The sequence below is a fragment of the Bacillus xiapuensis genome, from assembly GCF_002797355.1.
Taxonomy (GTDB): Bacteria; Bacillota; Bacilli; order Bacillales; family Domibacillaceae; genus Bacillus_CE; species Bacillus_CE xiapuensis.
Map to the genome: position 1 here is coordinate 2,224,588 of NZ_KZ454939.1, position 19,560 is coordinate 2,244,147.

General features: G+C 46.8%; 17 protein-coding genes. 2 read left to right on the top strand and 15 right to left on the bottom strand.

What is annotated here, in order from left to right; translation table 11 throughout:
* Positions 1 to 159: 159 nt before the first annotated feature.
* Entirely contained in the window at positions 160 to 2,319 is a 2,160-nt protein-coding gene (locus CEF20_RS11100; protein WP_332849196.1) for a cell division protein FtsA, read from the top strand.
* A gap of 88 nt (positions 2,320 to 2,407) precedes the next feature.
* On the opposite strand, the gene ytxJ is transcribed toward CEF20_RS11100, so the two are convergent.
* From ytxJ to CEF20_RS11155, 11 genes are all read right to left on the bottom strand, one after another.
* Positions 2,408 to 2,719, bottom strand: a complete 312-nt coding sequence (ytxJ, locus tag CEF20_RS11105) for a bacillithiol system redox-active protein YtxJ (protein ID WP_100331873.1) — start codon at positions 2,717 to 2,719, stop codon at positions 2,408 to 2,410.
* A gap of 202 nt (positions 2,720 to 2,921) precedes the next feature.
* Complete coding sequence (locus CEF20_RS11110) at positions 2,922 to 3,578, bottom strand: YtxH domain-containing protein (RefSeq protein ID WP_100331874.1); 657 nt, start codon at positions 3,576 to 3,578, stop codon at positions 2,922 to 2,924.
* Between the two features lie 19 nt (positions 3,579 to 3,597).
* Positions 3,598 to 4,077 carry a DUF948 domain-containing protein gene (locus CEF20_RS11115; protein WP_100331875.1) on the bottom strand — a complete coding sequence of 160 codons (480 nt, stop codon included), beginning with the start codon at positions 4,075 to 4,077 and terminating at the stop codon, positions 3,598 to 3,600.
* A 179-nt stretch (positions 4,078 to 4,256) separates the two neighbouring features.
* Positions 4,257 to 5,561, bottom strand: coding sequence for a UDP-N-acetylmuramate--L-alanine ligase (gene murC / locus CEF20_RS11120; protein WP_100331876.1), 1,305 nt, complete (start codon positions 5,559 to 5,561; stop codon positions 4,257 to 4,259).
* Between the two features lie 125 nt (positions 5,562 to 5,686).
* The gene (locus CEF20_RS11125) at positions 5,687 to 6,817 is read right to left on the bottom strand and encodes a nicotinate phosphoribosyltransferase (protein ID WP_100331877.1); all 1,131 of its coding nucleotides are present in this window, start codon (positions 6,815 to 6,817) and stop codon (positions 5,687 to 5,689) included.
* Between the two features lie 118 nt (positions 6,818 to 6,935).
* Positions 6,936 to 9,365, bottom strand: coding sequence for a DNA translocase FtsK (locus tag CEF20_RS11130; protein ID WP_232713441.1), 2,430 nt, complete (start codon positions 9,363 to 9,365; stop codon positions 6,936 to 6,938).
* A 330-nt stretch (positions 9,366 to 9,695) separates the two neighbouring features.
* On the bottom strand, positions 9,696 to 10,493 hold the full coding sequence (locus tag CEF20_RS11135; protein ID WP_100331879.1) for a DUF1444 domain-containing protein: 798 nt from the start codon (positions 10,491 to 10,493) through the stop codon (positions 9,696 to 9,698).
* 87 nt (positions 10,494 to 10,580) lie between these two features.
* Complete coding sequence (locus CEF20_RS11140) at positions 10,581 to 10,892, bottom strand: thioredoxin family protein (protein WP_100331880.1); 312 nt, start codon at positions 10,890 to 10,892, stop codon at positions 10,581 to 10,583.
* Positions 10,889 to 11,911, bottom strand: a complete 1,023-nt coding sequence (locus CEF20_RS11145) for a PTS sugar transporter subunit IIC (protein WP_100331881.1) — start codon at positions 11,909 to 11,911, stop codon at positions 10,889 to 10,891. Before CEF20_RS11145 ends, CEF20_RS11140 begins: the two co-directional genes overlap by 4 nt.
* A 73-nt stretch (positions 11,912 to 11,984) precedes the next feature.
* On the bottom strand, positions 11,985 to 12,497 hold the full coding sequence (locus tag CEF20_RS11150) for a DUF84 family protein (RefSeq protein WP_100332089.1): 513 nt from the start codon (positions 12,495 to 12,497) through the stop codon (positions 11,985 to 11,987).
* Positions 12,498 to 12,728: 231 nt separating this feature from the next.
* Positions 12,729 to 13,802 carry a M42 family metallopeptidase gene (locus CEF20_RS11155; RefSeq protein ID WP_100331882.1) on the bottom strand — a complete coding sequence of 358 codons (1,074 nt, stop codon included), beginning with the start codon at positions 13,800 to 13,802 and terminating at the stop codon, positions 12,729 to 12,731.
* Between the two features lie 324 nt (positions 13,803 to 14,126).
* Here CEF20_RS11155 and CEF20_RS11160 point away from each other — a divergent pair, with 324 nt between their 5' ends.
* Positions 14,127 to 14,447, top strand: coding sequence for a PepSY domain-containing protein (locus CEF20_RS11160; protein WP_100331883.1), 321 nt, complete (start codon positions 14,127 to 14,129; stop codon positions 14,445 to 14,447).
* Between the two features lie 55 nt (positions 14,448 to 14,502).
* Here the strand turns inward: CEF20_RS11160 and CEF20_RS11165 are convergent, their stop codons facing one another.
* The 4 genes from CEF20_RS11165 to pulA all read right to left on the bottom strand — a co-directional run bounded on the left by CEF20_RS11165 (position 14,503) and on the right by pulA (position 19,552).
* On the bottom strand, positions 14,503 to 15,354 hold the full coding sequence (locus CEF20_RS11165; RefSeq protein WP_100332090.1) for a YtnP family quorum-quenching lactonase: 852 nt from the start codon (positions 15,352 to 15,354) through the stop codon (positions 14,503 to 14,505).
* A 327-nt stretch (positions 15,355 to 15,681) separates the two neighbouring features.
* Positions 15,682 to 16,320 (bottom strand): tRNA (guanosine(46)-N7)-methyltransferase TrmB, encoded by a 639-nt coding sequence (trmB, locus tag CEF20_RS11170; protein ID WP_100331884.1) that lies wholly within the window; start codon positions 16,318 to 16,320, stop codon positions 15,682 to 15,684.
* 121 nt (positions 16,321 to 16,441) lie between these two features.
* The gene (locus tag CEF20_RS11175) at positions 16,442 to 17,236 is read right to left on the bottom strand and encodes a phosphotransferase family protein (RefSeq protein WP_100331885.1); all 795 of its coding nucleotides are present in this window, start codon (positions 17,234 to 17,236) and stop codon (positions 16,442 to 16,444) included.
* A gap of 198 nt (positions 17,237 to 17,434) precedes the next feature.
* A complete protein-coding gene (gene pulA, locus CEF20_RS11180) occupies positions 17,435 to 19,552 on the bottom strand; it encodes a type I pullulanase (RefSeq protein WP_100332091.1) in 2,118 nt (705 codons plus the stop codon).
* Between the last annotated feature and the right edge of the window lie 8 nt (positions 19,553 to 19,560).

The window sequence follows — 19,560 nt, forward strand, 5'->3', positions numbered from 1 at the left end:
AACAAAGTGAAGCAAGTGACTTTTTGTTATATAGTTTATATGTTAGGGACTATTATAAAACATAGAATATGAAAAGTCACGAAAAAGTTGCTTCAATAATTAAACGCTTTTAAGTATTAAAGTGAAATAGTAAAAATAACGAAAAGCAGGTGAATCATTTTGAGTACAGACAACCGTATTTTTTCCCTTGATATCGGCACTCGTTCAGTGGTCGGTATGATTATAGAGAAGCAGGAAGACGAATTTCATGTCGCGGATATGATTCTAAAAGAACATAAAGAACGCTCCATGCTCGATGGGCAAATTCAGGATGTCCCCTCTGTCGCCAATATCATCAGAGACATTAAACAGGAGCTTGAGGCAAAGCACGGTCCCTTAACAAAGGTTTGTGTCGCTGCGGCCGGCCGGGCGTTAAGAACGGAAACGGCTCGGGCTGATCTCCAAGTTGCAGGCAAGCCGATGCTCACGAAGGAAGATGTCCGGCATCTTGAGTTGACAGCTGTTCAAAAGGCACAATCCTTAGCAGCTGAGAAGCAGCAGCTCGATCAAAACCGCCATTATTACTGCGTAGGCTATTCGGTACTCTACTATCGCTTGGATGATGAAGAGATTAAGAGCTTAATTGACCAGCAAGGACAAGTCGCTTCGGTGGAAATTATTGCTACCTTCTTGCCCCGCGTAGTAGTAGAATCTCTGATCGCCGCTCTAAATAGAACCGGGCTGGAAATCGAGGCGCTGACGCTGGAGCCAATTGCCGCTATTCATGTGCTCGTCCCTCCTTCCATGCGCCGCTTGAATATCGCCCTTGTTGATATCGGAGCAGGCACTTCCGATATTGCTATCACCCGTGAGGGCACGGTCATTTCCTACGGCATGGTCCCTGTTGCCGGAGATGAAATGACCGAAGCGCTGAGCGACCAATTCCTGTTGGATTTCCCGGTTGCTGAACAATTGAAACGAGAGCTGCAGACAGCCGATGAAGTCACGATGACAGATGTTTTAGGCTTTGAAACCACTTTGTCAAAAAAAGATGTGACCGCCAAAATGGAAGGGGCTGTGCAGCGGCTGGCCGAAGCTATTCAGCAAGAAATTTATCAATTAAATAATAACAAGGCTCCGCAAGCAGTCATGCTTGTCGGCGGAGGCAGCCTGACTCCCGGTCTTGTCAGCCTTCTCGCTGAAAAGCTGCAGCTTCCTGAAAATCGTGTCGCGATTCGCGGAACCGATGCAATCAAAGGCTTAGCGATGGCCGACCATCTCACCCACGCGCCGACTCTCGTCACACCAATTGGAATTGCCATCGCGGCCAAGCAGCAGCCGATCCAATATAAAACTGTGTATGTGAATGATCAGCCTGTACGGCTATTCGAGCTGCATCCTTTAACTGCCGGAGACTGCTTGTTAGCGGCCGGATTGAAGCTGACGCAATTATATGGAAAGCCTGGTCTTGCCATGATGGTTACATTTAATGATCAATTGCTGACGATTCCGGGTGAATACGGCCACCCGCCCGCACTGACAAAGAATGGGCAGCCCTGCGGATTTGATGAGCTTGTTCAGGACGGCGATAAGCTTGCTGCAGTCAAAGGAGAGGATGGCCAGTCACCGGCCGTGATGCTGAGCGACTTACTGGAAGAAGAAACGAGGATCTCCCTCCATCTTCAAAAAGAGCTCGTCGAGGTTCCGATGACAATTCGCGTAAATGAAGAAGCGGCTTCTCCTGATACGGCGCTTGCTGATGGCGATGTCATTGAAGCCCGGTTTCCGACTATCGCAGAATGCCTGGAGTTGCATCATAAACAGCAATGGCTTCAGGATGCGCTTCCTTTCTACATTGTGTTGAACCATAAAAAAACGTATTTCCCTTCGCTTTCCGGAAAGATTCTCATCAACGGGAAAGAGGAAAAGCTGTCTAAGCCTGTACAAAAGGACTGGACCATTGAATGGATTCCGGCTCCGAAGCGGTCTGTAGCGATGATCGCGAGCATCAAGCAATATGCTCTCGAACGATCCATTCGCGTATTATTCAGCGGAAAAGAAGTTACACTCACAAAGCGGATAGCGAGATGCTACCGAAACGGAATAGAGCTTGAGCCGGATGATCTCGTCTCATCTGGAGAAGAGATCATCATCGAGACAGCACCGCAGCAGGACTTTATTTTCCAAGACCTATTTCGCCATGTTGAGGTTACGATACCAGATGGGGCAGGCACCTCCTTTCGTCTTCTCAAAAACGGGGAGGATACTGCGTTTTACGACACCATTCAACCCGGCGACGAGTTAAATATCCAGTGGGAAATCAAAAAACCGATTCAATAACCGCCAAGGCTTACAAAGCCGTTCATGACCAAAAGGGCTGCCATCAAAAGATTGATACACGAATCTTTTGATGGCAGCTCTTTTTCACTTAAAGACGTTTGAGCGTTTCTTTCGTAATCTTCCAATGGGATTCATTCCAAGCAGCTTGGCCGTCAATAATGAGGAACACCTGTGGCGACTGATGAATCACCGCAAATTTATCCGCTATATAATTCGAAAGCTCTCTTGAATCCTGCACCGTTAAATAATAGCCTTTTTCCTTTTCCTCCGTTAAAAAAGATTGAACTTCATGAAACGCATTGGCGCTCACCGGACAAGTGCTGCTGTGTTTCATTAAGAAAAACCGATCATTTTCTTCAAGCAGTCTTTCAAAGTCTGCAATTAATTCTATTTTTTCCACCGTATTCACCTTCCTTTATTAACATTGAAACCACTCATTATTATACTTCCTCATCTGCTGGATTCAAAACAGAAAAGTCTGCGAAGAGAATGGCTATTTTCATATTTGAATGCTCTCTATCAATAAGCGCTTCTCACAATCAAAAAACTGTCCCTCCATGATCCGAACAATCGGAACGATAGGGGACAGTTCTCCTTTGGAATTACTTCTGATTATGCTTGCTTTGATTTCTGCTGCTTCTGCTGTTTTGCTGATGATTGGACTTGTTTGTATTTGCTCGGCTTGACTGGCCTCCGTTTGTCTTTTTCTCATTCACCTTCACATCTGCCGGATTCGCAGCGGCGGATGAAGCGGGTTTAGAGGATTCCTTTGATTGGCCGATGTTTTTTTCCGTTTCGTCAAAGATCTTCTTTGTCTCTTCCAGCTTATCCGACACGGTAGCCGCGGTTTCTTTCATCGCTTCTTTCGCCGCATCGCCCAGTCCTTCCGCTTCGCTGCTGTTTGACTGGCTGCTGGAGGACGGAGCGATCGTCTTTGCTTTATTCAAAGCAGCGTCCGATTGCTCTTGCACGGCTTTGGCGAGAGAGGATGTTTTGCTTCTCGCTGCTGTAGCGAGCCCTCCGCTCTTCTCTTTAGCCATATCCGCCCAGTCGCTGGCCCGCTCTTTTAAAGAGCCTGCTTGCAAATTCAGATCATCGCGAAGCTCTTTTCCTGATTTAGGCGCCAACAGCAAAGCTGCTGCTGCACCGACCATACCGCCGATCAGCGCGCCGATGAAAAAATCCTTTGTATTCATATTTGCGTCATCATAATTAGTGTTTAATTCAAAGCTTTCATAGTTTGGGTTTGTCTTCTTCATTAATTCCATCTCCTTTTATTTAGTAGTTTCGCTGCCTTTCCGCCGCTTCAGCGGAAAGGGTCTCGCTTGTTTTCAGCTTTGGCCGCAAGTCTTTGCCCTCTTTAAATTTTTCAACAATTTGTTTGACTACGCTGCCCCATTGAACAGCCTGTGAAATTTTGTATTGATTTTTTTCCATTTGTGAAGCGACAGTTGTCGTCACTTTTTTAAGGGATTGATTCAGGTTCTGAACCGAAGAGCCAACGTCTTTCACTGCATAAACGACCGTGTTTAATTGCTCAGTTTTATGCTGAATATCCTCCGCTAACACGTTTGTTTTATGTAATAATTCGGTTGTTTCCGTTGTGATGCCCTGCATTTGCCCTTCGAGCCGGTCCACCGTTCTCGACAGGCTATCCAACGTTTTATCAACGGATTTCAATGTTTTCGATACGTTTAATACAAGAATTAAAAAAGCAACGGCCGCTATAGCAGCACTTAAATATAAAATAATCTCCATTCCATGACCCCTCCTGCGATGGTATATACATAAAGTTACCCAACTTGAAACTGATTAAACACTATTTAATCATTTCGCTTTAACGGGCAAAAATCCTGCTTCATTTTAGATCCGCATAAAAAAGGCTGCCAGACCGCTTATCTGACAGCTAAAAAGAGCATGATCAACAAATTTCTTTGTTATTTCTGTATAATCAATTGTTCGTAGGCAGCTTGAAATTTTTGAATATCTCCTGCTCCCATAAAGATCAGTACGCTGTCTGAATGCTTTTTCAGCAGAGAAGTGTCCTCCTCTTTCATCAGTTTCGCCCCGGGAATCTTCCCCTGCAAATCCTCAATGGTCAGCTTGCCGTGGTTTTCGCGCGCTGAGCCAAAAATATCGCATAAATACACAGCATCTGCTTCACTTAAGCTTTCGGCAAAATCCGTTAAAAACGTCTGTGTTCTGGAAAATGTATGCGGCTGGAAAATCGCGACAATTTCCCGGTCCGGATATTTTTGACGCGCGGCATTGATCGTTGCTTTAATTTCTGTCGGATGATGGGCATAATCATCGATCAGCGTCTGCTTGCCGATATGCTTTTCAGAAAACCGGCGCTTTACGCCGCCAAATGTCAATAACCGCTCCTTCACTATCTCCGTGCTGATTTCTTCATACTGGCAAAGAGCGATAACAGCCAGTGCATTTAAAATATTGTGATTGCCGAACGTCGGAATTTTGAAAGTAGCATAGAATGTATTGCGCACGAATACATCGAAGGTTGTTCCCGTTGCATCATGTTCAACATTTCTTGCCTGAAAGTCATTTTCTTCCGCAAATCCGTAAAATACGACCGGCACTTTTGCTTGAATGCTTTGTAAGTGTTCATCATCCCCGCAAGCGAAGATCGCTTTCTTTACTTGCATGGCCATCGCTTGAAAAGCAGAGCATACATCTTCAATATCCGCAAAGTAATCCGGATGGTCAAAGTCAATGTTCGTCATAATGGCATAATCTGGATGATAGGATAAGAAATGACGGCGATATTCACATGCTTCAAACACAAAATATTGCGCGTCTTTTTCTCCTTTACCAGTGCCATCCCCAATCAGAAAAGAGGTGGGCTTGGCACCGCTGATGACATGAGCAAGCAATCCTGTCGTCGACGTTTTCCCGTGCGCACCTGTAACCGCCACGCTCGTATATTTCTCCATTAATTCCCCAAGAAATTCATGGTAGCGGACAACAGATAAATTTAGTTCTTTCGCTCTTACAATTTCCTCATGTTCATCAGAAAAAGCATTGCCGGCAATGACCGTCATGCCCGGCTGAATATTTTCAGCTCCAAACGGAAGAAGAGGAATTCCTTCCTCTTCCAGTGCTTTTTGAGTAAAGAAATATTTATCAACATCAGAACCTTGCACCTTCATCCCTTTATCATGAAGTACCTGTGCAAGGGCGCTCATTCCTGAGCCTTTAATCCCTACAAAATGATAGGTTGTCATAGTAGAACCTCCAACATTCGTCTATCCGTAAACAGTATATGTATGTTAAACCATTTTGCTATATATAGACGACGGACAGTTAGCATTTCACATTGAAACATTATATCATGTTTTTCTAAAGCTGACTATGTGAATCTTGAAGTAGGCCAATTTGCGGAAAACTCCACTTTCTCGAGTCGGGGATTCGGACGATAGCGGCGCCCTGCTTTCGCTTGGGGCCTGCCATTTAACATGACCAAATCACCTGTAAAGCCGATGTGGATTTTCAATAAATTGCTCCCTACACCATACATATCCACAGGCACGCCCTGTTTTTCAAATTCCGTAATGCGGCTCTCATTAAATCCTCCGGACACGACAATTTTGACGTGGCGGAAGCCTTCCGCATCCAAAGCCTCGCGCAAAGCAAAAATCAGCTCAGCATTGACCCCGCGCGGATCAAACGTTCCAAGTTTATGTTGATTTCTCAGGAAATACTGGTCAATTAATGTTCTGGACGTGTCCACGCGCACACCCTTCAGCTGGTCGCCAAATTCCCGCGCTACTTTCAATGAATCGGTAATCACATCGTTATTATAATCAACCAGCGCAATAAGCTCATCGTCAGGAAACGTTTCTGCATAAGCCTTCGTTGCGGCCACCACATCGCCATTAAACAGCTGAATTAAGGCATGCGGCATCGTTCCCATGCCTTCTTTTCCCCACCATTCATTCATCGCGTGAGTCGCTTGAGCAGTGGAGCCCCCGATATAAGCCGCGTAGCCGTCGCCAGCCTGCTGGGTATAGTGGTCATCCCGGTCCCCCATAAAGATAACCGGCTTGGTCTTTCCGGAAAGTTCCGCGGCTTTTTTGACATTATATACATTCGTCGCTACCGACGTTCTGCGTGCTAATATTCCGTCAATCATCCCTTCTAAATAACCAAATTCCTGATAAGGTCCGGTTATCGTTAAGACGGTTTCAAAGGGATGGATTTTATCTCCGTCTCTCAATGAATAAATCTCCAGCGTCTCCGGATGGTCGCTAAACTCGTGAATCAGCGCGATGACTTCATCCGTTCCGCACAGCACAGCTTCCTCTTTTTGAAAAAATTGCATGGTCACAATATTCTCTTTATGATACTTATTCGCCAGTTGGCGCGTTTTCAAAAAATAAACCGCGGAAAACCAGCCATCCTTCACCCGTTCATCAAATTTAAAGGTCTTGTTGGTCAGCCGGTCGATCTTTCCTTGCAACTTCCACTCAATTTCCTTCATATCCCCCAAAGCTCCCTCGCGTTCACTTGTTCTCTCTTTGTATCGATATCAGGCGCTTCCAGCACTTGCATGGAAGACGGATTATCTGCTGTATACATCTACAGAATACCATGTATCCTCATATTGTACTAGTATGTTTTATTGTTTGCAGTTCTTCTTCAGATACAAGCACTTCTCGGGGTTTGCCGGCTCGCTGTTCGGAGATAAGCCCCTGCGCTTCCATCATTTCAATCAAGCGGGCCGCCCGGTTGTAGCCAATTTTAAAATGTCTTTGCAAGAGAGAAGCGGAGGCTCCCCCTTGCTGTACAACAAATTCGCAGGCTTCCGGAAACAGCTCATCCTCCGTTTCTTGAATTTGCGCTTTCTGCAGCAGCTCCTCCTGCTTAAAGAGATAGCTTGGCTCTTGTTCTTTGCGCACATGCTCAACCACTGCATCAATCTCATCATCTGAGACGAAGGTTCCTTGAAGCCGAATCGTTTCAGAGGAGCCATTATTCAGAAACAGCATATCACCGCGTCCAAGCAGCTTCTCTGCTCCGCCGCTGTCAATAATGGTCCGCGAATCCACTTGGGAAGATACAGAAAAAGCAATTCTCGTAGGGATATTCGCCTTGATCAATCCTGTTATAACGTCAACAGAAGGGCGCTGTGTAGCTACAATTAAATGGATGCCGCACGCCCGGGCTTTTTGAGCTATCCGGCAAATCGCCTCTTCCACATCCGCAGGGGACATCATCATCAGATCAGCCAGTTCGTCAATAATGATGACGATATAAGGAAGATGCTCACTTTTTTGGCCATGCTGCTTTGCCTTTTCATTAAATTTAGTAATATCCCGAACGCCGGCATGAACAAATAGCTCGTACCTTCTTTCCATTTCTTCCACAGCCCATTTTAAAGCCGCCGTTGCCGCCTTGACATCGGTAATGACCGGGCTTACTAAATGGGGAATGCCGTTATATGGAGCCAGCTCCACCATTTTCGGATCGATCAGCAATAATTTCACTTCATGGGGTGCCGCTTTATACAACAAGCTCACGAGAATCGAATTGATGCAAACGCTCTTTCCGGATCCGGTTGCTCCGGCAATTAATCCATGAGGCATTTTCTTGAGATCCAGAATGGTGGGTTCCCCTGAAATATTCAAGCCGAGCGCCGAAGTCAGCGGCGAAGCATTCTCTTTGAACATCGGGCTGGCAACAATTTCGCTGAGTAACACCGGACGGCTTTCTTTATTGGGAACCTCGATGCCGATTAAATGCGTGCCCGGAATAGGCGCTTCAATTCGAATATTGCGGGCCGCCAGACTGAGCTTTAAATCATCAGATAAATTGGTGATCTTGCTGACCTTCACTCCCGGTTCAGGCTCCACTTCAAATCGAGTAACAGATGGACCGACCGTTACATTGACCACCTGAGCCTTTACGTTAAAATTTTTGAACGTTTCATTGAGCACATGGCATTGCTGATCCACCCACTCACGGCTCGCTTCCTGATAAACAGGCGGCTGCAAATATCGGATAGGCGGAAATACATAATGAGCGGGTTGACCTTCAGCTTCAGAAGCGGAAATGGCATCCTCCCGCGTAAGCTCCTGCGGCTTTGAAGCTGCCTTTTCTGCCTGAGCTCCAGCTGCCGCCGGCGTGGATGACTTCTCCCCTTCTGCAGGCACTGGGTCGGGATTATATTCTTTTTTCTTGTGAGATCGCTCTCGATCCTGTTTGGACATAATCACATTAAACGGTGTTCTTCTTCGCCGCGGCCTGTCTTCGTTTGCCCGTGCAGACTGCTTCTCTTCCGGCCGCTCCTCTTCGGTCATGGCCGCAGGCGCGGACATGCTCACAGCTTCACCTGTTTGTCTCTCAGCAGAAGTTTCTTGCTCGGGCTTTTCCCGCTTTTCAGCGGCTTCTTCATTCAGCAGTTCGGCGAAAGACGCAGCCGCCTCGACATCAAAAGCTTTCTTGGTCTCTTCAGGCTTGAAAAGCAGCAAAGGCTCTCCTCTTTTGGCTTCTCTCTCTGACGGTGCGGAAACATTTGAAGCTTCCGGCTCTTTAGGACGCTCCATCTCATTCTCAATTGTTCGATAAGCAGGCTTTTTCTCTTGCTTCGCCGGTCTCTGATTGAAACCATAGATGGGAGAAGCCACTTCCGACGGCTGAAAAGGTCTGGATGAGCCCCTAAATTCACTGGCTCCCCGGGTAAATGCTTCCGGCTTCAGCTGGCTCTCATGCTGCTCGATTGCAGCCGGCTGCTCACTATAGAATTGTCCGCCGCGAGCCCTTCCCCTTCTTCGGCGATCCAGATCATAGCTGGAGGACGGCAAGCGAAACTCTCTTGACGGATATTGATAAGCTACCCTCGTCACGATCTCTTGAGAATCCGTCTCTTTTGGCTTCGGAAAAGGGGGAAGCAAATACTCATCTTTCTTTGTTGTTTTGGGCTCTATTTCTTCTGCTTTTTCTTCTTTCGCTTCATTCTCATCATCTTCTTCTACTTCTATTTCTATTTCTTCTCGAAACAATCCGAGGAACTTTTTCAATAAACTCACAACTATCACTCTTTCCATTAAAGAATCACTCTATATTTTAACAGTAATTTTTTAATTTTCGATAGGGAAATAGAGATATTAAGGCTTTCGCCCTGCAAATAGCTGTGCCTCGCCCGTTTGGAAAAAACAGCCTTTAAAGCATCGTCCGCTTTAAAGGCTGTTTTTTTATCCCGCATGTCAGATACTGCGAGACGTCCGCTTAAAGTAATTCCCCGAGTCGTTCGGGCCTGCGCGAGACAGGTGACAAAACTGCCGAAATTTGCGGTGGCAGCCTTGGTTCCTCTTTTCCGCAGCGGAGGATGAAAGAAACCCTCACTGTTTGAAATTCGCTTATTTTTTTATCCGGTTTTTCGCCATGATGAAGATCGGTTCCAATTTGCCGTCTTCATACAGAAAGGAAAGGGCGGTTATCGGAATCCGTCCGTTTGTAAAAAAGCTCATCGTCATTTGCGCCAAAATATCATACCCTGTCTCGTTGCGGACATCTCCGATGATCAGCACGTCGCCGTGAGGCACTGACACGGTCATTTGACCGTCGACCTTTTCGCTCATCTCCCTTAAAAACTGGTCATTTAACAGCCGGCTGGCATCATAGCCATCGTTTGTATTAAGGAAGTAAAAGACATTGCCGGCCACTTCATCTTTTTTCAGATCTGTCGATAATGAGCGCAAATTAAAGCGGGCCACCTCCCGAATTTCATCTTCACTCCGCTTCTCTTTCTTGATCCATTGCTGGTCGATTAATCGGTACGTATGCCCTAAATCGAGAGCATAATAAATTCTTGTTTCCGCTGTGTGATCATCGCTGAAAAACGGCACCCCTTCCGCCGCTTCTTTCGGGAAGGACGCCGAGCGGATAACGGGAAAAATTTTCTTTTCGGCTTTCGCAAGCGTATGGCTTTTTCCCATGACTGCCAGCGCTTCTTCCACATAGTACACGACTTCGTCTATCGCTTTCTCTTTTTGCTCATTCCATTTCGCCACTATTCCGGGCAAGGATAGAGTGATGCCTTTCTTTGTTTCCGCATTTTCTATGCGCAGCTCATCCTTTTCACGATCAAATGAAAAAATGCGCTTGTCTTGCTTCAGGCGATCCTCCAACATCCGTCTTAGCTTTTTTGAATCCATCAGATCACTCCTTTCTATTTAAAAAGGCCTGGCTTGAACAAAGGTTCGGCAAGCTGCCTTTCCGTTGTTTGAGCCAGACCCTATCCGTTAAAGCTTGTCGATAAACGCTTCAATTTCTTGCTGTGTCTTGCGATCCTTGCTGACAAAACGGCCCAGCTCCCGGCCATTTTCGTAAGCGACAAAGCTAGGGATGCCGAATATATCCAATTCTACACACAGATCGATAAATTGGTCGCGATCGACATACACAAAGGTAAAATCGCGATATTTCGCTTCAATTTCCGGAAGAATCGGTTCAATCACGCGGCAATCCGGACACCAATTAGCAGAGAATAAAAAGATATGCTTGCCGGCTTCCTTCAATTGCTGAAATTCATCCATGGACACTAATTTTTTCACTTTGATTTTCCTCCTGTTGAAATGGTCATTTGGCCAGATAAAATCCAGCCATTCTTTCTCATCCACTCCGATATGGCTAAGCTTATCACAAGCGGGCCGGCAAAATGAAGCAGGAAGACTTGCCAAAGGACAGAAGCCTCAAATCCCATAACAGAAAACGTCATGATTTGACCGACTAAACCGGAAGTACCCATGCCAGCGCCGGCTGCATTATTCATCATCGGCCACAGAGTCGTGCCGATCGGAGCCAATATCGCTCCAGCCACTGTCGGAGGAATCAAGATCAGGGGGTGCTGCACAATATTCGGCACTTGCAGCATGGAAGTGCCCAGCCCTTGGGCGATAAACCCGCCCCATTTATTTTCGCGAAAGCTGGCGGCAGCAAAGCCCATCATTTGTGCGCTGCATCCAATGGTTGCCGCTCCAGCAGCCAGGCCGTTTAAGTCAAGCATTAAAGCGATGGCCGCACTGGAAATGGGGGCAGTCAGCGCGAGCCCCATCAAAACAGCGACTAAGATTCCCATGATAATCGGCCGCTGCAATGTTGCCCATTCAATCCACCCGCCGAAAAACTTCATAAACTGGTGGATGCCCGGGCCTAAAAAGGCGGCAGCTGAGTAACCCGTCGCAATCGTTACAAATGGCGCCGCAATAATATCCACTTTCGTCGACTGGCTGACGATTTTGCCGGCTTCCGCTGCCAGCACTGCCGCTATATAACTGCCGGCGGGTCCTCCGAGCGCGGCACCTGCGGCACCCGCTGCCGCGCTTGCGAACAATACAAGCGGGGGAGCATTCAGCCCGAAAGCGACCGCTGTTCCAATAGCCGGCCCCATTAATCCCATTGCCATCTTCCCCATCTCCATTAAAAAAGGAAGATCCAGCTGTTCCCCGATCGTTTTAATAATTAAGCCGATAATCAGTGAACTAAATAATCCAAGCGCCATATAACTGAGCGCATCGACAAAATAGACTTTAGGCGAAAGTGATACGCCTTTTTTCTTCAGGTATGCTTTCATACTCCATCCTCCTTACACGTGTGTTTACTTGTGTAAAGACAATTATATACCTGAATATCCATTCATGCACTCTTTATTTTTTCAAGCTATATTGTCCCCATAATAGCTTTGCGACATGAAGGAACATTTCATCCCTCGTGACAAGGCCATTGGAAAACACACCGACGGCCCCTTCTTTCTGGCGGATGCCCGCGCGCTGGCAATATTCATCCATGACTGGCCCCAGCTCTTCTCCCTTTCGAAGCCGGCTTGCAATAAAGCTTGGAAGCAAGATTCTTGCACCGCCCGCTGTTATGACCTGCTGATCTTTTGCGGCCAGCGCTCCCCAGTTGCAAAGAAATAATCCTTCGGCTGTTTCCATCACACCGCCTTCAAGACCGATTCCCACATCTGCTTCCACTGTAAGCAAAGCTGTTCTTGCCCGGTTAACAGCCCCTCGCCGAGTTTCTTCATCGGAAAAGGGCTGGTCACTTACCCCGGAAGAAACCCCAACCGGGAGGATTTGCGCCTCTACCCCAGCTGCAGTCATCGCTTGAATGACCGCACGTTCTTTCGCTTTATTTGTCGAACCAATCGCTATTATCATCTGTTCCAATCCTTTCAAAAAATAAGAGAATGCCGCACGGGCACTCTCCTGTATCCTTCATAAACGGGCTATAAGCTCCTTCCTAACTTGTGGAAGAAGCATAATAGGAGGAAAGGCAGGGAATCAGCGTCCTTTAACATGCGCAAAGCAGGAAACAAAGGCGCTGAAATCTGCTTTTTGCTCCCTTTTTTCATCAGCGGAGATAAAGCTCCCATTCTCCATTATTTTTTGTTAGCTTTCCGCTTTGATCTGATCTACCGTTGATTTGTCACTGGCTTTTACGAGGTGAATAAGCAATTCCTTTGCTGCCGCATAGTCATCAACGTGAATGATCGAGGCATGCGTATGAATATAGCGCGAGCAAATGCCTATTACAGCACTTGGTACGCCTTGATTGGATATATGGACGCGGCCGGCATCGGTGCCTCCTTGAGAAATAAAGTATTGATACGGAATATTACGACTTTCCGCTGTATCAAGAACAAATTCGCGCATGCCGCGATGAGTGACCATCGTCCGGTCAAAAATACGCAAGAGCGCTCCTTTGCCGAGCTGGCCAAACTGTGTTTTGTCTCCTGACATGTCATTGGCCGGACTGGCATCGAGAGCAAAGAAAAGATCAGGCTGAATCAAATCCGCAGCCGTCTGAGCTCCGCGCAATCCGACTTCCTCTTGAACAGTGGCGCCTGAATACAGCATATTCGGCAATTTTTCGTCTTTAAGCTCTTTCAGCAATTCAATGGCCAAGCCGCAGCCGTAGCGGTTATCCCATGCTTTAGCTAGAATTTTCTTTTCATTAGCCATCGGTGTGAACGCCGAAGCCGGGACAATTTGCTGACCTGGCTTAATGCCTATCTTTTGGGCGTCTTCCTTGTCATCTGCTCCAATATCAATCAGCATGTTTTTAATCTCCATCGGCTTTTTGCGCTGAGCCGCACTTAATAAATGAGGCGGAATGGAGCCGATGACACCTGTTACCGGACCATGGGCCGTGATAATCTCCACCCGCTGCGCTAAAAGGACTTGATTCCACCATCCTCCAAGCGGCTGAAAACGAATCATTCCGTTCTCTGTAATAGAGGTGACCATAAAGCCGACTTCATCCATATGCCCGGCGACCATGATGGTTGGACCCGCTTCGTTTCCTTTTTTTAAGCCAAAAATACTCCCAAGCCCGTCTTGAATAATTTCATCTGCATAGGGTGTTAATTGCTTTCTCATAAACGCCCGCACTTGATGCTCGTTGCCGGACGCACCGGGCAGCTCCGTTAAAGTTCTAAACAGTTCCAACGTCTCATTATTCATCCTTAACTCTCCCTTTTTGTGATGAGTCTGCCTTTGTTGGCTTATCTCTTATCTTACAGAAATTCGTGCCCGCCTGCCAGCTGGAAGGAGAAAGGAAGCAGGCTGACAATCGAAGCAAAAGTTTCTATTAATTTAAGAGTTACTGTATACTAGTGATAGTCTATTAAATTAGGAGTGAGATAGATGAAAATTCATTGGGGCACTTTGTTGTTAGGGGCGGCGGCTGGCACGGCCGTGGCATTAGTGGCGCTAAAAGCAGAAATTTCTATTAAATTTAAAATTGCTGTATACTAGTGATAATCTATTAAATTAGGAGTGAGATAGATGAAAATTCATTGGGGGACTTTATTTTTAGGGGCGGCGGCTGGCGCGGCCGGAGCATTACTGGTACAAAAAAATGTAGCCTCTTGCACCTATGTATCCGCTGAGAAAGCATTGAAAGAGGTAAAAGAAGCTTTTAAAGAGGAAGGGTCGATCGATGGATCCTGGGTCAAAATGAAACCAGAACCGCTCAAGAAGACAGGAATGGACAAAATGGTATACAAAGGCGGCATCTCCCGGATCGTCGGCGATCAGCGAGAGCAATATGAATTTATCGCGGATTCCCGCACCGGCACGATCATGGATGTGTATAAGACGAAGTAAAAACAAAGCAGGGGGCACTATTTCCGCCAAGAGATCCCCTGCTCTTTCTATATGGCTACATAACGGATGACTTTCGCTGCAGCGAATCCAGCAATTCTCCGTTTTCATTCCATCTGACCGCTCTGTACACTGCATCATGGTAGAATATAAACCAAGATCCGCTTTTCATAGCGGGCGGAAGATACTTCTGTTTTGCGGCAATCGAGTCCATCGGATAGTCATCGTAAGCGAGTACCCATAATACATTTTGATGGGCATGAGTCGGCATTAAATCTGCCATATGAATGAAAGTTTCACCGCCGCTTTCAATAATGATAATCGAATGTCCTTGGCTATGGCCGCCCGTGTGTATCATCCTGACGCCCTTGATGACTTCTAATTCATCAGTAAAGGTTTGCACTTGATCAGCGATCGCTTCCCAATTTTCTTTCCAATACGTATTTTGGGAACGGATATTGGGATTCCTCATTTCGTTCCACTCTGTTTCAGATGTATAAATAACTGCGTTCGGAAAAACGGATGACAGCTTTCCTTCCACCGTTTTCGTCAGTCCGAGCACATGATCAAAATGCATGTGAGTCATGAGGACAATATCGATTTCCGCCGGTGTTAAACCCAGCTTCTTCAAGCACTCCTCGACGCGGGATTCTTCCGTCACTCCGTAATTTCTTTTTTGTTTGTCGGTCAGCCGCCCATTGCCGATGCCCGATTCAATCAAAATGTTTTTTCCTTCCAATTGAAAGAAGATCGGATCCGTCCTTAGCTCGATCTGATTTTTTTCATTATAAGCATACTTGCGCGACCATAGCGGCTTGGGCACGACCCCGAACATAGCACCGCCATCCATATGCGTGACGCCTCCATTCAGCCACGTCAAGGTTATTCCCCCCGCTTTCAGTTCTTCCATTATTCTTCCTCCCTTCCCTGCAGTCCGCCTTAATTGTAGCACTATTCCGACAATAATGCGAACTTGCCTGGATCCTGCCGAATTCGTCTCTTGAACTGCCGCCGCAGTTATCTTAGCAGGCTGCCCCCGTTCCCTGAAGCGGGAGGCTTCTGTCGGAAAATGATAAAAGCTGGATTTTCCCTCCGGTTTTCTCAATTCCGCACGCAAGATGCCTGATTCATTTATCTGACAAAGAGCGGGGGATGAAAGCCCCCCGCTCTTTGTTGGTTCAATTTAATGAAAAACCCATTGATCTGGACTAGCCGCTGGAGCCAACCTTTTTATTCTTCAGCGAAACTTGGCCTCGGAACGATAGATTCTATGTCCCTTCGCTGAAAATTTTTCTTCATATTCCGTCATGATGTTGCCTTCAAAATCACTGCTGTGCAAATCCAGACTGACATAGGTTAAAAGCAATCCGTACTCCGAATAGCTTTTCAGTGAGTATTCAAACAGTCCTTGGTTATCTGTTTTGAAATGAATTTCTCCACCCTCGGGCATAATGGCTTCATATAGCTTTAAAAAGGATTCATGTACAAGCCGGCGCTTTTCATGACGTTTTTTCGGCCACGGGTCTGAAAAATTCAAATACACGCGGTCCACATCGCCTTTAGCAAAATAATCAGCTACGTTTTTAGCGTCTGCATTCAGCAATTTAAGATTGGGAAGATCCGCTTCAATGAGCCGGTCCAAAGCTGTGACGATGACGCTTTCGTACAATTCAATTCCTATAAAATTAATTTCCGGATGAGCCTTGGCCATTTCTGTAATAAATTGGCCCTTGCCGGTTCCCACTTCAATATATAAAGGATGATGATTGCCAAAGACATCGTCCCATCTTCCCTTATGCTCTTCAGGATTAGGCACAACATATTGCGGATGGGCTGCAATTTTTTCCCGAGCCCATGGTTTATTTCTCAAACGCATGGTGACACCTCATTTAACAATTTTTCTTCACATTTTCCCTGATGCCGGTCTCAGCCTGCAAAAACCGGCATCGTGCAAAAGGGGAGCCCGCAGCCGGACTCCCCTTTTTCCATCAAGAGCGCTAGCAAGCAGGCGATGATCCTTCTAGAATAGCCCGTATATCAGCCAGTCCTGCACGCATCTCAGACAAGCGTTTTTCCTCTTTGTCCCATTGAATCGCTAATAAGATCTGCGCGAGCACATACCACTTCATTCTCAGCTCCAAATGCGGCGTGTAGGTGAGACCGTATTGGGAAAGCCATGCTTGCCACTCGTCCTTCTCTACATACTTATATAAAAGCATTCCCAGATCAATGGCCGGGTCGCCGATCATAGCCCCGTCCCAATCGATTAAATACAGCTGGTTATCTGCAGACAAAAGCCAGTTATTATGATTGACATCGCCGTGGCAAACGACATAATCGCCGTGTGTGACTTCTCCGATTCGGCTTTTTAAAAAGCGCAGCGCCGATTGCACTTCCGAGCAGCCGGACACCTCTTCATCTAGACGATTCGCGAGAGCCGACATAATCATTTCCGGAGAAGACGGCTTTTTTCCGAGCTTTTCGAGCATGGAAAGCAGCGGCTGCGAAGAATGGATTTTGCACATTAGCTTGGCAACGCGCGGTTTCGCCATCTCGTGCGGCTTCAATTCCCTGCCATCAAGCCAGTGCTGGGCAGAAATTACATCTCCATTCTCTAAGCGCTTTGTCCAAATGAGCTTCGGAACAATGCCTTCAGCCGACAAAACCGCTAAAAAAGGGGATGAATTCTTTTTTAAAAATAGTTGCTGTCCGCCGTTCCTGGCAAAATACGCCTTCCCAGTTACTCCACCGGCAGGAGTAATTTCCCATTCTCGTCCAAATATATGTTCCAACTGTACTCACCTTCATTTTTGTTTAGCTGCCCCTTTATAACAGGAACAAAAAAGACAGCTATTAAACGCTTAAACAATAGCTATCCCCCAGTGATAGACAGAACGGTATCGTTTGCTACCAGCTTGAATTCTTTAGAAAAGTTATATTGTATTTTAACATGAAATAATCGATTCGGCTACGGGTATATCAAAGAATATTCATCGGACACATACCGCACAGCTGATCGGTTCCACTTCAATAAAATCCGTCCTTTCGGCTATAGCTTCAATTCCGGCAGATGCGCCCGAAACGATTACTTGCCACGGAGTAGCTCTCGATGGCAAAGCTGCCTTGCTCTTATGCTCCGACGGATGAAATATCAGCATGATTTCCTGCCACGGCCCGTACGCTCCCACATCGGTCAGCAGCAGGACAAGCGGCCCATGGTCTTCCGAGCCCTTTTTTAAATGGCGGCGAATCTCTTGAGCCGTTCGCAGCCTGAATGCTTGGTGCTCCTTCCTTACTTGAATCAACCCTTTGATGTACTCCACGCTGGCTCGATTCTCCTCTTTCCGGTTCCAATCAAGCTGATTAACCGCATCAGGACTCGCATAGCTGTTCTCCACCCCGTATTTCGTGCGGAAAAATTCTTGCCCGCTATGAAGAAAAGGAATCCCTTGAGACAGCAAAACGAACGCTGTTGCCAGCCGGTGCCTTTTTTTATTTTTCTCTAGTTCTTCGGGAAAGCATGCCTCCAGTTTATCCCATAGCGTATAATTGTCATGAGATTCCACGTAATTGACGGATTGGCCCGGTTCAAGAAATAAACCAGCTCTCCCCCCGATCCCGATGCTGCCCCCGGCAACCTGAAACGCTTCACAGCTTAGTGACTCCCTCCCAAGCGCATACCCGCGATCATATAAATGAAAGGTGCTCCCCTTAATTACATCCCGGAACCAATCATTAAATTGAGCAATATTGGGCAGCTGGGCCTGATTGGATAAATTTGCTTTTTTCTCTTTCGGCAGCGCTGTGTTTAGCTCCCATCCTTCCCCAAGGAGGAGACAGCCGGGTTTATAGCGATCCGCTATTTTACAGGCTTCTTTCATCGTCTCTACATCCAAAATACCCATTAAATCAAAGCGAAAGCCATCAACATTATAAGCAGTCAGCCAGTACTTAAGGGAATCAAGAATAAACTTTCGCGCCATTTTGCGCTCAGAAGCGAAATCATTGCCGACACCTGTACCGTTCGAAGGCCTGCCATAGCTGTCCTGACGAAAGTAATAGCCCGGAACGAGCCTTTCAAAGTCGGAGGTTTCTCTCATGTACACATGATTGTACACCGCATCCATAATCACTCGGATCCCCGCCTGATGAAGGGCTTCAATCATGTTTTTCAGCTCTCGGATTCGGCAATAGGGGTCTTTAGGATTGGAGCTGTAGCTGCCTTCGGGCACATTAAAATAAAGGGGATTATACCCCCAATTATAATTGGCATCCGGCCGTATATCTGATATTCCGTAAAAATCATTGAACGGCAGCAATTCAAGGTGAGTGATGCCCAGCTCCTTTAAATAAGATATCCCCGCCGCACGCCTTTCCGTAAAAGCCAAATACTTACCTTTTTGTTTGACGCCGCTATCCGGATGCATCGAAAAATCACGGATGGAGCCTTCATAAATAATTGCATCAAGCGGCGAAGACAGCGGCGGAAGAGAATGCTGCAAAACGGCTGTTTTCCGCTCATCAATAATGCATGACCACTCACTGTGAAGCGACACAGCCTTGGCGTACGGATCACCAGTTTCATGCCATTGATTATTCACGCACACATGATACCGGTAGCATGCCCCCTCTAAATCAGCCGCAACCGCCGCTTCATATACGCCCCGGCGAATGCGGGTCATAGGCAAATAGGACACATCGGAGCTGTTTTGCCGCTTATATTTCAGCAGCACTTCCGTAGCCGTCGGCGCCCATACGCGGAAGCAGGTGCGTTCCGGCGTATAGCTGGCGCCTAAATCAGCCCCGCCATAATAAAAAGCTTCATCAAATTCCGGAGTGCGAACGACAGTGCCGATTTGTAAATCTGTCCGCATAAAGCGCTCATCTAAAATGGTGTGCGCGCGGCCAAATTCCGGCTGGATGGGGGAGCGGCAGCTGTACTTGATCCCCTCTTTCACCTGATCTGTTTCGAGCACCTCAAGCTCCAGCATGTCGTCTCCGCGCTCGAGAAAAAAGCGATCCGATCGCCCGCTATAATAAGCGGGAGGAAGTATGATCGTAATGATGTCCATCTGATCCAAATAGGCATGAAAAGGCCGATTCAGCATTGATCTCA

Bases quoted from the DNA above. Each gene is read 5' to 3' on its own strand.
- CEF20_RS11110 (WP_100331874.1), bottom strand. From the start codon at position 3,578: ATGAAGAAGACAAACCCAAACTATGAAAGCTTTGAATTAAACACTAAT.
- CEF20_RS11115 (WP_100331875.1), bottom strand. From the start codon at position 4,077: ATGGAGATTATTTTATATTTAAGTGCTGCTATAGCGGCCGTTGCTTTT.
- murC (WP_100331876.1), bottom strand. From the start codon at position 5,561: ATGACAACCTATCATTTTGTAGGGATTAAAGGCTCAGGAATGAGCGCC.
- CEF20_RS11125 (WP_100331877.1), bottom strand. From the start codon at position 6,817: ATGAAGGAAATTGAGTGGAAGTTGCAAGGAAAGATCGACCGGCTGACC.
- CEF20_RS11135 (WP_100331879.1), bottom strand. From the start codon at position 10,493: ATGGATTCAAAAAAGCTAAGACGGATGTTGGAGGATCGCCTGAAGCAA.
- CEF20_RS11145 (WP_100331881.1), bottom strand. From the start codon at position 11,911: ATGAAAGCATACCTGAAGAAAAAAGGCGTATCACTTTCGCCTAAAGTC.
- CEF20_RS11150 (WP_100332089.1), bottom strand. From the start codon at position 12,497: ATGATAATAGCGATTGGTTCGACAAATAAAGCGAAAGAACGTGCGGTC.
- CEF20_RS11155 (WP_100331882.1), bottom strand. From the start codon at position 13,802: ATGAATAATGAGACGTTGGAACTGTTTAGAACTTTAACGGAGCTGCCC.
- CEF20_RS11160 (WP_100331883.1), top strand. From the start codon at position 14,127: ATGAAAATTCATTGGGGGACTTTATTTTTAGGGGCGGCGGCTGGCGCG.
- CEF20_RS11165 (WP_100332090.1), bottom strand. From the start codon at position 15,354: ATGGAAGAACTGAAAGCGGGGGGAATAACCTTGACGTGGCTGAATGGA.
- trmB (WP_100331884.1), bottom strand. From the start codon at position 16,320: ATGCGTTTGAGAAATAAACCATGGGCTCGGGAAAAAATTGCAGCCCAT.
- pulA (WP_100332091.1), bottom strand. From the start codon at position 19,552: ATGCTGAATCGGCCTTTTCATGCCTATTTGGATCAGATGGACATCATT.